This is a genomic window from Acidovorax sp. GW821-FHT09B03 (assembly GCF_059418305.1).
This window is the reverse complement of sequence record NZ_JBWKPP010000001.1, coordinates 223,032-236,470: the sequence shown is the minus strand read 5'-3', so window position 1 is coordinate 236,470 and position 13,439 is coordinate 223,032. Positions and strand designations below refer to the sequence as shown.

Below are 13,439 nucleotides of genomic sequence, written 5' to 3'. Positions count from 1 at the left end.
ATTGCGGCAATGGCCGCTGTGCATTGGACCATTGCCTGGCTGCCTGCCAACCAAACCCATGGGCTTTGACACCGTTTCCCTGAAGGGCCGTGCGCTGCGGCTGCTGGGCCAGCGCGAGCACTCGCGCGCCGAGCTGCTGCGCAAGCTGCGCCCGCATGTGCAGGAGGGCGAGGACCTCGAGGCCGTGCTGAACGAGCTGGAGGCCAGGGACTTCATCAGCGAGGAGCGTGTGGTGGCCTCGGTGGTGCACCAGCGCGCAGGCCGCATGGGCGCGGCGCGCATCCGCCAGGAGCTGCAGTCCAAGGGCATCGGCGGCGAGGCCGTGCAGCAGGCCCTGGCACAGCTGCAGGACACGGAGCTGGCCCGCGCCCGCGAGGTGTGGCGGCGCCGCTTCGGCGAGCCGGCTGCCGATCCCCAGGGGCGCGCCAAGCAGGTCAGGTTCCTGATGGCGCGCGGTTTTTCCAGCGATGTGGTGCGCCGCGTGGTGCGCGGCGTGGGGGATGATGAAGTTTAGATGCCCAGCATCAGCTTGAGGTTCTGCACCGCGGCGCCGCTGGCGCCCTTGCCCAGGTTATCGAGGCGCGCCACCAGCACCGCGTGGCGGTAGGTCTCGTTGGCGAACACGCGCAGCTCCAGCTTGTTGGTGTCGTTGAGCGCCAGGGCATCGAGCTTGCCGTCGGCCGTGGCCGGCAGCACGCTGACCCACTGCTCGGGCGTGTTGCTCTTGGCGTAGTGGGCGGCCAGCGCGTCGTGCAGGTCGCTGGCCTTGGGGGCGCCAGGCAGGGTGTCGAGGTGCAGGGGCAATTGCACCAGCATGCCCTGCTCGAAATTCCCCACCGAGGGCACGAAGATGGGCCGGCGCGTGATGCCGGTGTAGCGCATGATCTCGGGCAGGTGCTTGTGCGCCAGGCCCAGGGCATACAGCTCGAACAGCGGGGCCTCGCCTTTCTGGTAGGCCTCGATCATGGTGCGCCCGCCGCCCGAATAGCCACTGACCGAGGGCAGGGCCAGCGGGAAGTCCGCAGGGATGAGGCCGGCGTCGACCAGGGGGCGCAACAGGGCGATGGCGCCCGTGGCATAGCAGCCGGGGTTGGCCACGCGCGTGGCGGCGGCCACGGCCTCGGGCTGGCCGGCGGTGAGTTCGGGAAAGCCGAACACCCAGCCGGGCGCGATGCGGTGCGCGGTGCTGGCGTCGATGATCTTGATCTTGCGGCCGCCGGCCTGCTCGATACCGTCCACCATGGCCACGGTCTCGCGCGCGGCGTCGTCGTGCAGGCACAACACCACCAGGTCCACGCCGGCGATCAGCTCGCGCTTGGCGGCGGGGTCCTTGCGCAGCTCGGGCGCGATGCTGACCAGCTCGACCTCGGGCGTGGCCTGCAGGCGCTCGCGGATCTGCAGGCCCGTGGTGCCGGCTTCGCCATCAATAAAGACTCTGGACATGGGTTGCTCCTGCTGGTCTGGCAGCGTGGACTGCCGGGTAAGAATGGATGGACGTAAACGCTGTACGTGTTAGGCACAAGGGATGGTGCGTCGCAGCATGATACAGTCGAAGGTTGCCATGCCCCAAGCCCGCGGCCAGACACCTGTTCATGGTAAACGGGTAAATACCACCCTTCCCTGAGAGAGACCTCATGAAGATTCACGAATACCAAGGCAAGGAAATCTTGCGCAATTTTGGTGTGCCCGTTCCGCGTGGCATTCCCGCGTTCACGGTGCAAGAAGCCGTCGAAGCAGCCCAGAAACTCGGCGGCCCCGTGTGGGTCGTCAAGGCCCAGATCCACGCCGGTGGCCGTGGCAAGGGCGGCGGCGTCAAGGTCGCCAAGACCATTGAAGACGTCAAGCGCATCTCCGGTGAGATCCTGGGCATGCAGCTCAAGACGCACCAGACCGGCCCCGAAGGCCAGAAGGTCCGCCGCCTGTACATCGAAGACGGCGCCGACATCAAGAACGAACTGTACGTCTCGCTGGTCACCGACCGCGCCACGCAGAAGGTCGCCCTGATCGCTTCGAGCGAAGGCGGCATGGACATCGAGGAAGTGGCCCACTCCACGCCCGAGAAGATCATCACCGAGATGATCGATCCCCTGACCGGCATCACCCCCGAGCAAGGCAAGAAGGTGGCTGCAGCCATCGGCCTGACCGGTGCTTCAGTTGACCAGGCCCTGGACATCTTCGCGAAGATCTACAAGTGCTACATGGAAACCGATGCGTCGCTGGTGGAAATCAACCCGCTGAACTGCGACTCCAAGGGTGACCTGATGGCCCTGGACGCGAAGTTCAACTTCGACGCCAACGCGCTGTTCCGCCACCCCGAGATCGTGGCCTTCCGTGACCTGGACGAAGAAGATCCGGCCGAAGTGGAAGCTTCCAAGTTCGACCTGGCCTACATCAGCCTGGACGGCAACATCGGCTGCCTGGTGAACGGTGCCGGCCTGGCCATGGCCACCATGGACACCATCAAGCTGTTCGGCGGCGAGCCGGCCAACTTCCTGGATGTGGGCGGCGGTGCCACCCCCGAGAAGGTCACCGAAGCCTTCAAGATCATGCTCAAGAACCCCAAGGTCGAAGGCATCCTGGTCAACATCTTCGGCGGCATCATGAAGTGCGACACCATCGCCACCGGCGTGATCACCGCCTGCAAGGCCGTGAACCTGAACGTGCCGCTGGTCGTGCGCATGAAGGGCACCAACGAAGAGCTGGGCAAGAAGATGCTGGCCGAGTCCGGCCTGCCCATCATCGCCGCAGACACCATGGCCGAAGCTGCGACCAAGATCGTTGCTGCCGTCAAGTAAGCCCGGAGAACACACATGTCGATCTACATCAACAAAGACACCAAGGTCATCACCCAGGGCATCACGGGCAAGACGGGCCAGTTCCACACTGAAAAGTGCCAGGAATACGCGAACGGCAAGAACGCCTTCGTGGCAGGCGTGAACCCCAAGAAGGCCGGCGAGTCGATCTTCAACATCCCGATCTACGCCTCCGTCAAGGAAGCTGCGACGCAGACCGGCGCCACCGTGTCGGTGATCTACGTGCCGCCCGCAGGCGCTGCTGCCGCGATCTGGGAAGCCGTCGAAGCCGACCTGGACCTGGCCATCTGCATCACCGAAGGCATCCCCGTGCGCGACATGCTCGAAGTGCGCAACAAGATGAAGGCCAAGGAAGCCGCCGGTGGCAAGAAGACCCTGCTGCTGGGCCCCAACTGCCCCGGCCTGATCACGCCCGACGAGATCAAGATCGGCATCATGCCCGGTCATATCCACCGCAAGGGCCGCATCGGCGTGGTGAGCCGTTCCGGCACTCTGACCTACGAAGCCGTGGCCATGCTGACCGAAGTGGGCCTGGGCCAGTCGAGCGCCGTGGGCATTGGTGGCGACCCCATCAATGGCCTCAAGCACATCGATGTGATGAAGGCGTTCAACGACGATCCGGACACCGACGCCGTGATCATGATCGGCGAAATCGGCGGACCCGATGAAGCCGAGGCCGCCCAGTGGTGCAAGGCCAACATGAGGAAGCCTATCGTGGGCTTCATCGCTGGCGTGACGGCGCCTCCCGGCAAGCGCATGGGCCATGCCGGCGCGCTGATCTCCGGTGGTGCCGACACGGCCGATGCCAAGCTGGCCATCATGGAAGAGTCCGGCTTCATCATCACGCGCAACCCCTCGGAACTGGGCAAGCTGCTCAAGGCCCAGCTGAAGTAAGCCACGCGCATCCGTTCGTAAGCACAATTACGGACGCTTCGGGCGCAAGCGCCCGATACACTGGCCGCTCCAAAAAAGAGAAGCGCCCGGAACCCCGGTTCCGGGCGCTTCTTGCATTCATAACAGTGGAGTCATCGACAATGGAATTTCTGCAAGCGGCCGATTTCTGGATCGGCCTGGTCAAGATCGTCTGGATCAACATCATCCTCTCGGGTGACAACGCGGTGGTGATCGCCCTGGCCGCCCGCTCGCTGCCTCCTGAGCAGCAGCGCAAGGCGGTGTTCTGGGGCTCGGGCGCGGCCGTGGTGCTGCGCGTTCTGCTCACGGTGGTGGCGGCCAAGCTGCTGGCGCTGTCCTTCCTGCAGGTCGTGGGCGGCTGCCTGCTGCTGTGGATCGGCTTCCAGCTGCTCAGCGACAGCGACGAGGACGAGGGCGAATCCAAGACCTATGGCAGCCTGATGGCGGCGGTGCGCACCATCCTCATGGCCGACCTGGTCATGAGCCTGGACAACGTGATCGCCGTGGCCGCGGCGGCGCAGGGCAGCACCACGCTGCTGGTCCTGGGCCTGGCCATCAGCATTCCGCTGGTGGTGTTCGGCAGCACGATGATGATCAAGCTGATGGAGCGTTTCCCCGTGATCGTGGTGCTGGGCGCGGCCCTCATCGGTTGGGTGGCGGGCGAGACCATCGCCGGCGACACGGCACTGCAAGGCCTGGTGGCCGCCCATCCGTCGCTGCACTACGTGGCTGCGGCACTGGGTGCCATCCTGGTGGTGGGTGGTGGCAAGCTCTGGCAGCGCCGCGCCAGCCGCGCCGCCGCATCGACCTGACAAAAATGGCATTTGCAGCGCCAGGCGCTGCAGGCCAACGACAAGAACGGCAGGCAAGACCCGCCACCACAGGGTTTGGGACCACTGCAAGGGGCTGATCGGGGCTGGTGGACGCCGGGCTTGGAAATTGCTTCTAAAGGTATCTCATTACCTCCGTGGATCGATCGCAAGTGGGCAGAACAACATCGGCACAGCAGCTGGTTTGGTGGCGTACCGATGGCTTTGTCTGCGCACTGGTGGCCGCCGTCGTGGTGGCCCTTGCCAGCACGATGGGCTGGGTGCACCGGCTGGATCTGGCCATGTACGACGCGGCCGTCGGCAGTGCGTCGGCCGAGCCTGCGGCGGACCTGGTGGTCGTGGGCATCGATGACCGCAGCTTCAAGACCCTGGGCCCCTGGCCCTGGCAACCCGAGGTACACGCGCGCTTTGTGGACCAGCTCACTGCGGCTGGCGCCCGGGCCATCGTCTACACCATGCCGCTGCCGGAAACGCCAGCCCGCCCCCTGCCCGTCCCCGCCGTGCCTGGCGAGCCACCGGCGGCTGGAGGCGTGCCCGGCGCGGAAGTCGCTGCACCGACCGGCGATGCCCGGCTGGCCCTGAGCCTGCAGCGCGCGGGCAATGTGGTGTTGGTGTCGCAGTACGCGGCCTCTGGCCCGGCTGCCGCGCTGCCGTCGTACGTGCGCCGCAGTGTGCTGGCGGACCCGGGCGAGCATGCCGTGCCTGCCGCCTCCGGGCGGCATCCTCCTGCCGTGCTGGGGGCCGCGGCATCCGCGATTGGCCACCTGCAGTTGACCCCCGACCCGGATGGCGTGCTGCGCCACATGCCCCTGCTGCTGGCCCATGACAAGGCCGCCGTGCCATCGGTCGCCCTGCTGACGGCGCTGCGCAGCCTGCAGTTGGGGCAGACCGATCTGCGCCTGCAGGCCAGCGCGCCCTGGTTGCGCCTGGGCAGTCTGGGCATTGCCACCGACAGCACCTCGGTGCTGCGGCCCCTGTTCCATGCGCCGGAAGGAGGGCAGCCGGTGTTTGCCCGAACGGCCTTCGCGCAGGCGCTCTCTGCGGCGCCCGGCGCCCCCGGTTTCCAGGGCAAGACGGTGCTGGTGGGTTTCACCTCGGCCGCGCAGGCGGCGCCCATGGTGACGCCGGGCGGCCAGTCGCTGTACCCGGTGGAGGTGCTGGCGCAGATGGTGTCGGCCATCCGGCAGGGCCATGCCGTGACGGCCCCTGACTGGGCGGCTCCGGCGGCATGGCTGGCCATCGTGGTCGCCCTGGTTTACCTGGCATTGGCCCTGCCCCAGGTGAGCGCCTTGGCCGGCCTGGCCGTGAGCGTGGCCTTGCTGCTAGCGCTGGCCGGTGCCCAGTGGCTGGCGCTGGAGCATGCGCTGCTGTCGTTCTCGCTGCTGGGAGCCGCTTTGGCCGTGGCCGTGGGGCAGCTTGTCATGCTGGCGCTGAAGTTGCGCGGCAGCGGCGGTGCTTCGCGCGCGAAGTCGGCCGAGGCCGCCGAGTCCCGGCGCATGCTGGGCCTGGCGCTGCATGGCCAGGGCAAGCTGGAGCAGGCGTTCGAGCACTTTCGCCGCCTGCCGATGACCGAGGCACTCAAGGACAACCTCTACCACCTGGCCCAGGATTTCGAGCGCAAACGCAACTACGCCATGGCCAAGCTGGTGTACGAACGCATCCTGCGCCATGACCGCCAGTACAAGGATGCCAAGCTGCGCTACCGGAAGATGCGTGCCCGGGCCAAGTCCGTTTCGGGTCAGCCTGACACGGCACCGCCCAGTTCGGCACCGATGCCCATGCCCAGCGGGTCCGCCAAGCCGCGCCTGCCGGGCGACGCGACCATCGGCCTGCCGATGCTGGGCCGCTACGAGATCACCAAGGAGATCGGCAAGGGCTCCATGGGTGTGGTGTACCTGGGGCGCGATCCCAAGATCGGCCGCATGGTCGCCATCAAGACGCTGGCCCTGGGCCAGGAGTTCGAGGGCGATGGGCTGATCGACGCGCGCTCGCGCTTCTTCCGTGAGGCCGAGACGGCGGGGCGGCTGCAGCACCCCTATATCGTGACCATCTTTGACGCGGGCGAGGAGCATGACCTGGCCTACATCTCCATGGAGTTCCTCAAGGGCACCGATCTGTCGCCTTTCTGCAAGGAAGGCAACCTGCTGCCGGTGCCGCTGGCGCTGTCGGTGGCGGCCCGCGTGGCCGAGGCGCTGGACTATGCCCACGCCAACCAGGTGGTGCACCGTGATATCAAGCCGGCCAACGTCATGTTCGACGCGGCGACCGACGCGGTCAAGGTGACCGACTTCGGCATCGCGCGCATCACCGACTCCAGCAAGACCCGCACGGGGCTGGTGCTGGGCACGCCGAGCTTCATGTCGCCCGAACAGCTGGCCGGCAAGAAGGTGGACGGGCGCTCGGATCTGTACTCGCTGGGCGTGACCCTGTTCCAGATGCTCACCGGCTCGCTGCCCTTGCGCGGGGCTTCCATGCCCGAGCTGATGCACAAGATCGCCAGCGTGCAGGCCCCCGATGTGCGCACGCTGCGGCCCGAGCTGTCGGCCGAGGTGGCCGAGGTGGTGGCGCTGTCGATGATGAAGCGCCCCGAGGCCCGTTACCAGACCGGGCGCCAGTTTGCGGCCGAGATACGGCGTGCGCTGGCGGCGCTGGTGGGCGCTGAAAGCGCCACAAAGCAGCGGACAGTCGTCTATGATGCGGCTCGCAAGGCAACAGGGCACGACATGGCGGATTTTCAGGAAACGGTGATGGAATATCCTGTAGAGAAGGATCCTTCACTGCCGCCATCCAGCGCCCGATGAGGCCTGTGCCGCTTTATCCATGAATTACGATTTTTTTGCGCGCACCGATCGGGGGCGGGTGCGCAGCAACAATGAAGACGCCGTCGCGATCGACCGGGATGCCCAGCTGGCCATCCTGGCCGATGGCATGGGGGGCTACAACGCGGGTGAAGTGGCCAGCGGCATGGCCACGACCTTCATCCGCACGGAAATGGCCCGCTGGCTGGCCCAGGCTGGAAGCACGCCACAGTCGACGGATGTGCGCCGGGCGCTGGAAATCTGCGTGGAAAACGCCAATCACGCCATTCTGGGGGCATCGCTGTCGAACCCCCAGTATGCCGGCATGGGCACCACGCTGGTGGCTGGCATCTTCCAGGGATCACGGCTGATCCTGGGGCACATCGGAGATTCACGCTGCTACCGCCTGCGTGGCGGGGTGCTGCAGCAGATCACGCGCGACCACTCCTGGCTGCAGGAACAGGTGGATGCCGGCATCCTCACGCCGCACCAGGCGGCGATCTCTTCCAACCGCAACCTGGTCACCCGCGCCCTGGGCGTGGAGCCCAACGTGCTCATGGAAGTCAATGAATTCCAGGTGGCGCCGCACGACCTGTTCCTGATGTGCTCGGACGGGCTCACGGACATGGTGTCGGATGCCGATCTGGCGGAGATGGTGCGTGCAGCCCTCCCGCTGGAGGAAAAAACCACATTGCTTATTGATACCGCCAATGCACACGGTGGTCGTGATAACGTTAGCGTACTGCTGGTACAGGCTGGCGCGGGGGGCAAGAAACGCGGCCTCATGTCCCGCCTGCTGGGCGCTGCCTGACGGTGCCGACCCCATAACAAATCTCAAATCAGGAGTGGATCATGCCCAGAATGATCGTTTCGATCGACGGCGTCGTCATCAAGGAAGTTCAGTTGACCAAGGACCGCACCACCCTTGGACGCAGGCCGTACAACGATATCGTGATCGACAACCTGGCGGTGAGCGGCGAGCACGCGATCTTCCACATGGTCGGGCATGACGTCGAGATCGAGGACCTGGGTAGCACCAATGGCACCTATGTGAATGCCAAGGCCGTCAAGCGCCAGGAACTGCGCAATGGCGATACGGTGGAAGTGGGCAAGTACAAGATCCGCTTCCTGCACGAGGCCGAGGGCGAGAACTTCGAGAAGACCATGATCTTCAAGCCCGGCATGGTGCCGCCGCTGGGCACGGCGTCGCGCCCTGCCGGTCTGCCGGCAGCGCCCGCGCCCGCACCGATCACGGCCGTGATCAAGGTGATGTCCGGCGCCGCCGCCGGGCGCGAGGTCTCGCTGCTCAAGGTGGTGACCACCATCGGCAAGCCGGGCGTGGCCGTGGCCTCGATCACCAAGCGCCACCACGGTTTCGTGCTGGCGCATGTGGAAGGCCCGGACATGCCGCTGCTCAACGGCTCGGCCATCGGCTTGTCGCCGGTACCGCTCAAGCACGGCGACAAGCTGGAGCTGGCCGGCACCGAGATGCAGTTCGAGCAGACCTGACGGACGGGGGCGCGCCGTGCCGCTAGCCTGGCTCGGCCCCCTGTCTGCCCCGCGCCGGGCGCCACCACACTGAGCCATTCTGATGCGGCCACGGACTGGCTCCTGGTTGACGCGCCGCTGGCGCCGCATCGCCGTCACCCTGTTGCCACTGCTGTTCGCCCTGCTGCACGTGGGCGGAGTCCTGCACCTGCAGGTGCTCGAGCGGCTGGAAAACATCATCTACGACACCCGCCTGCGCGCCACCATGCCGGGGACGACGGACGAGCGCATCACCATCGTCGACATCGACGAGCGCAGCCTGGAACGCATCGGGCAGTGGCCCTGGGGCCGCGACAAGATGGCCCGCTTCGCGGGCGAGTTGCTGGAGCGCCAACAGGTGTCCGTGCTCGGCTTCGACGTGGTCTTTGCCGAGCCCGACGGCAGTTCGGGCCTGGCCAGCCTGCAGCGGCTGGCGCAGGGCCCGCTGAATGGGAATCCCGGTTTTGCCGAACAGCTGGCACGGCTGTCACCGGAGCTGGACTACGACGCCTTGTTTGCCCAGTCGCTGCAGGGTCGGCCCGTGGTGCTGGGCTACTATTTCACGAGCGACCGGGACGGACAGGCCCGGGGCGTCCTGCCCGAGCCTGCCCTGCCCCTGGACCGGCTGCGTGGCAAGCCCTTGAGGGCCACCTCTTGGCAGGGCCATGGCAGCAATATCGGGGTGCTGGCACAGGCGGCGCCTGCGGCGGGGTTTTTCAATTCCATCACCGATCCCGATGGGGTCGTGCGCTCCCTGCCGCTGCTGGCCGAGTTCCAGGGCCGCTACTACGAGTCGCTGGCTTTGGCGATGCTGCGTGTGGCGACGGGGGTGAAGGACGTGGAGCCCCTCTATGCCTCGTCGGAATTCGACCACGACGTGTTGCAGGGCATCCTGTTGCGCCAAGGCCAGCGCGGGATCCGCTTGCCGGTCGATCCCAATCTGGCAACCCTGGTGCCCTACCGCGGGCCGGGTGACGTTGCCGGCGGCTCGTTTCGCTACATCTCCGCCAGCGACGTGCTGGAAGGGCGCTTGCCGCAGGGCAGCCTGAAAGGCCAGCTGGTGTTGGTGGGGTCCACGGCGCCAGGCCTGGTCGACCTGCGGGTGACACCCGTGGGGCGCACCTACCCTGGTGTGGAGACGCATGCCAATCTGCTGTCCGCCTTCCTGGACGGCGCGAACGTGCTCCAACCGGACTACGCCCCCGATTTCGATGTGCTGCAGTTGGTGGTGACAGGGCTGCTGCTGGCATTCTCATTGCCCTTGCTGACGGCGGGCTGGGCCGTGCTGCTCAGCGCCGGGGTGTTTGCCGGGCTGGTGGGGCTGAACCTCTGGCTGTACCAGTCGCATGGCCTGGTGATGCCTCTGGCGACGGCCCTGGTGCTGGCGCTGTCCGCTTTCACGCTGAACATGGTCTATGGGTACTTTGTGGAGAGCCGCTCCAAGCGGGAGCTTGCCGCCCTGTTCGGCACCTATGTGCCCCCGGAGTTGGTGGATGAGATGCTCAAGGAGCCTGAGCGCTACACCATGGATGCCATCAACCAGGAGCTGACGGTGATGTTCTGCGACATGCGCGGCTTCACGGCATTGTCCGAGCGCATGGAGCCCCTGCAACTGCAGGCCCTGCTCAATGGCGTGTTCAGCCGCCTGACCCAGATCATCCGCGGCCGTCGCCAGGGCACCATCGACAAGTACATGGGGGACTGTGTGATGGCCTTCTGGGGGGCTCCCGTGGCCACACCCGGGCACGCCGAGTCCGCCGTGGCGGCGGCGCTGGACATGACCCGGGCGGTTGCCCAGCTCAACGAGGAGCACCGCCGCAAGGGGCTGCCGGAGATCGGCGTGGGCATCGGCCTGAACACCGGCACCATGTGCGTGGGCGACATGGGCTCGAACATCCGGCGCAGCTACACCGTGATCGGCGATGCGGTGAACCTGGGCTCCCGGCTGGAGGGGCTGTCCAAGACCTATGGCGTGACCATGGTGGTCAGCGACAGCACGCGGGCCATGGCCCCGGGCTTCATCTGGCAGGAACTGGACCGGGTGCGCGTCAAGGGCAAGGCCCAGGCCGTCGCCATCTACACGCCCGTGGGCACGGTGGCCGAGCCGCTGTCGCCCGAGCGGGAGCAGCAACTGGCCCTGTGGCACCAGTTCCTTGGCGCCTACCGGGCCCAGGAATGGGATGCATCTGCCCTGCTTTTGCGGAATTTGCACGCATCGGAACCTGGAAACATCCTGTATTCGCTGTATGCGGGCCGCATTCAGGCCCTGCGGGTGTTACCCTTCCAGCCGGATTGGGACGGTGCCACCCAGTTCGACACCAAGTAGGACAATGGCCGCAACCTGCACCGACAAAAAACCAAGAGACGACAGCAAACAGGACTGCATGACATGAAGGTTCGCGTACTGGGGTGCTCCGGGGCCATTGCCAAAGACTGCCGGACCACCTCGTTCCTGGTCAACGACAACATCCTCATCGATGCTGGGACGGGGGTGGGCGACCTGACACTGGACGAAATGCGCCGCATCGACCACGTGTTCCTCACGCATTCGCACCTGGACCATATCGCGGCGCTGCCGTTGATGCTCGATGCGGTCTCTTCCCTGCGCAGCAGCCCGGTGCAGGTCCATGCGCTGCCCGGCACCATCGCCGCCCTGCAGGCGCATGTGTTCAACAACGTCATCTGGCCGGATTTCAGCAGCATCCCCACGTCTGACCAGCCCTTCCTGCAGTACCAGACCATCGCGGTGGGCGAACGTCTACAGGTCGAAGGCATGCACCTGGAGGTCCTGCCCGCCGTGCACACGGTGCCAGCCGTGGGCTACGCAGTGGCCGGCAGCACGGGATGGTGGGTGTTCAGCGGTGACACTGGCCGCAACCCGGATTTCTGGACGCGCGTCAACTCCCTGCCCGTCGCCATGCTCGTCATCGAGACGGCCTTCAGCAACCGCGAAACCTCCCTGGCCCAGCGCAGCCTGCACCTGTCACCCCACACCCTGGCCCAGGAACTGGCGCAACTGACCCCTGGCAAGCGCTGCCCCATCTACATCACCCACACCAAGCCCTCAGAGACCGAACTCATCATGGAGGAGATCCGCCGCTTCGACCAAAGCGCAGGGCCGCTGGGCGCCGCTCCGCATGACATTTATTGGCTCAAGGCCGGGGACGAGTTCGTGTTCTGACCACTGTGTTGCAGTTGGTGACGTTCGTGGCACGACAAAAATGTCGCGGCGGGCCTCCTGAGGAGCACCGGGAAACACTTCAAGGACAATTGACCCATTTGGGGGAGGGGTTCAGGGACGATGCCACAGGGTTGGCAGGGTGGCACGGAACCTGCTGATGTTGAGCCAGCCTGGAGAATTTTCTGCAGGTACCAATTGCAATTGACCTCCGAGGAGTGACTTATGAAGCGTTTTGCACAAAAGGGTTTCACCCTGATCGAATTGATGATCGTTGTGGCGATCATCGGTATCCTGGCTGCCGTGGCACTGCCCGCATACCAGGACTACACCGTGCGTGCCAAGGTGTCTGAAGCCGTGATCGCCGGTTCCTCCGTCAAGGGCGGCGCCAGCGAAGCCTTCCAGACGGACAGTGTTGCTGGTCTGACAGCATTCGCGACGGCGTTCAATGCAGCCGCGATCTCGACCAAGACTTCCAAGTTCGTGTCGAACGTTGCCATGAGCGCTGCTACCCCATGGCCCATCACGGTGACCATCGCTGCCACGTCCGGCAACGGTATCCCCACTTCCCTGAACGGCAACACCCTCGTGTTCAGCCCCAACGTTCAAGGCGCGGTGCCTACCGATTCCGTGCAAGGTGCGATCGACTGGGCATGCGCAAGCTTGACCAATTCCACGGCATCTTCGCGTGCACTGGCTAATCGCGGCGTGGGTACGCTGCCTGCCAAGTACGCTCCGTCCGAATGCCGTTAATCTGACGGGCTCTGAAAAGGGCACTTCGGTGCTCTTTTCAATGCAGCCAAAGAATTTCCTGCAGTTTGTAATTACAACTAATCTCTGAGGGGTGATATATGAAGCGTTTTGCACAAAAGGGTTTTACTCTGATCGAATTGATGATCGTTGTGGCGATCATCGGTATCCTGGCTGCCGTGGCACTGCCCGCGTATCAGGACTACACCGTGCGTGCCAAAGTGTCTGAAGCCGTGATCGCCGGTTCTTCCGTCAAGGGCGGCGCAAGCGAAGCCTTCCAGACGGACAGCGTTGCTGGTCTGACAGCATTCGCTACGGCTTTCAATGCGGCCACGGTGTCGACCAAAAGTTCTAAGTTCGTGTCGGACGTTACCATGAGCACTGCTACCCCATGGCCCATCACGGTGACCATCGCTGCCACGTCCGGCAACGGTATCCCCACTTCCCTGAACGGCAACACCCTCGTGTTCAGCCCCAACGTTCAAGGCGCGGTGCCTACCGATTCCGTGCAAGGTGCGATCGACTGGGCATGCGCAAGCTTGACCAATTCCACGGCATCTTCGCGTGCACTGGCTAATCGCGGCGTGGGTACGCTGCCTGCCAAGTACGCTCCGTCCGAATGCCGTTGATC

12 protein-coding genes are annotated in these 13,439 nt (G+C 65.3%); 11 read left to right on the top strand and 1 reads right to left on the bottom strand.

The window, feature by feature from the left end; genetic code table 11:
• Positions 1-58: 58 nt before the first annotated feature.
• A complete protein-coding gene (gene recX / locus AC07PA_RS01100; protein WP_007860708.1) occupies positions 59-514 on the top strand; it encodes a recombination regulator RecX in 456 nt (151 codons plus the stop codon).
• Here the strand turns inward: recX and argC are convergent.
• The gene (gene argC, locus AC07PA_RS01095; RefSeq protein ID WP_494603842.1) at positions 511-1,443 is read right to left on the bottom strand and encodes an N-acetyl-gamma-glutamyl-phosphate reductase; all 933 of its coding nucleotides are present in this window, start codon (positions 1,441-1,443) and stop codon (positions 511-513) included. The two genes, recX and argC, sit on opposite strands and share 4 nt — an antisense overlap.
• Positions 1,444-1,634: 191 nt before the next feature.
• On the opposite strand from argC, the gene sucC reads away from it, so the two are divergent.
• The 10 genes from sucC to AC07PA_RS01045 all read left to right on the top strand — a co-directional run bounded on the left by sucC (position 1,635) and on the right by AC07PA_RS01045 (position 13,437).
• Positions 1,635-2,795 (top strand): ADP-forming succinate--CoA ligase subunit beta, encoded by a 1,161-nt coding sequence (gene sucC / locus AC07PA_RS01090; RefSeq protein ID WP_007860710.1) that lies wholly within the window; start codon positions 1,635-1,637, stop codon positions 2,793-2,795.
• A gap of 15 nt (positions 2,796-2,810) precedes the next feature.
• The gene (sucD, locus tag AC07PA_RS01085) at positions 2,811-3,707 is read left to right on the top strand and encodes a succinate--CoA ligase subunit alpha (protein ID WP_494603844.1); all 897 of its coding nucleotides are present in this window, start codon (positions 2,811-2,813) and stop codon (positions 3,705-3,707) included.
• Between the two features lie 140 nt (positions 3,708-3,847).
• A complete protein-coding gene (locus tag AC07PA_RS01080; RefSeq protein ID WP_007860713.1) occupies positions 3,848-4,537 on the top strand; it encodes a TerC family protein in 690 nt (229 codons plus the stop codon).
• A gap of 155 nt (positions 4,538-4,692) precedes the next feature.
• Positions 4,693-7,356 (top strand): CHASE2 domain-containing serine/threonine-protein kinase, encoded by a 2,664-nt coding sequence (locus tag AC07PA_RS01075; protein WP_494603847.1) that lies wholly within the window; start codon positions 4,693-4,695, stop codon positions 7,354-7,356.
• A gap of 19 nt (positions 7,357-7,375) precedes the next feature.
• Positions 7,376-8,164, top strand: a complete 789-nt coding sequence (locus tag AC07PA_RS01070; protein WP_494603849.1) for a Stp1/IreP family PP2C-type Ser/Thr phosphatase — start codon at positions 7,376-7,378, stop codon at positions 8,162-8,164.
• Positions 8,165-8,205: 41 nt separating this feature from the next.
• Entirely contained in the window at positions 8,206-8,862 is a 657-nt protein-coding gene (locus tag AC07PA_RS01065) for an FHA domain-containing protein (protein ID WP_007860725.1), read from the top strand.
• A gap of 82 nt (positions 8,863-8,944) precedes the next feature.
• Positions 8,945-11,206 carry a CHASE2 domain-containing protein gene (locus AC07PA_RS01060; RefSeq protein ID WP_494603851.1) on the top strand — a complete coding sequence of 754 codons (2,262 nt, stop codon included), beginning with the start codon at positions 8,945-8,947 and terminating at the stop codon, positions 11,204-11,206.
• 63 nt (positions 11,207-11,269) lie between these two features.
• The gene (locus AC07PA_RS01055; RefSeq protein ID WP_494603853.1) at positions 11,270-12,061 is read left to right on the top strand and encodes an MBL fold metallo-hydrolase; all 792 of its coding nucleotides are present in this window, start codon (positions 11,270-11,272) and stop codon (positions 12,059-12,061) included.
• 222 nt (positions 12,062-12,283) lie between these two features.
• Positions 12,284-12,811 carry a pilin gene (locus AC07PA_RS01050; RefSeq protein ID WP_494603855.1) on the top strand — a complete coding sequence of 176 codons (528 nt, stop codon included), beginning with the start codon at positions 12,284-12,286 and terminating at the stop codon, positions 12,809-12,811.
• A gap of 98 nt (positions 12,812-12,909) precedes the next feature.
• Positions 12,910-13,437 (top strand): pilin, encoded by a 528-nt coding sequence (locus tag AC07PA_RS01045; RefSeq protein ID WP_494603857.1) that lies wholly within the window; start codon positions 12,910-12,912, stop codon positions 13,435-13,437.
• Positions 13,438-13,439 lie beyond the last annotated feature (2 nt).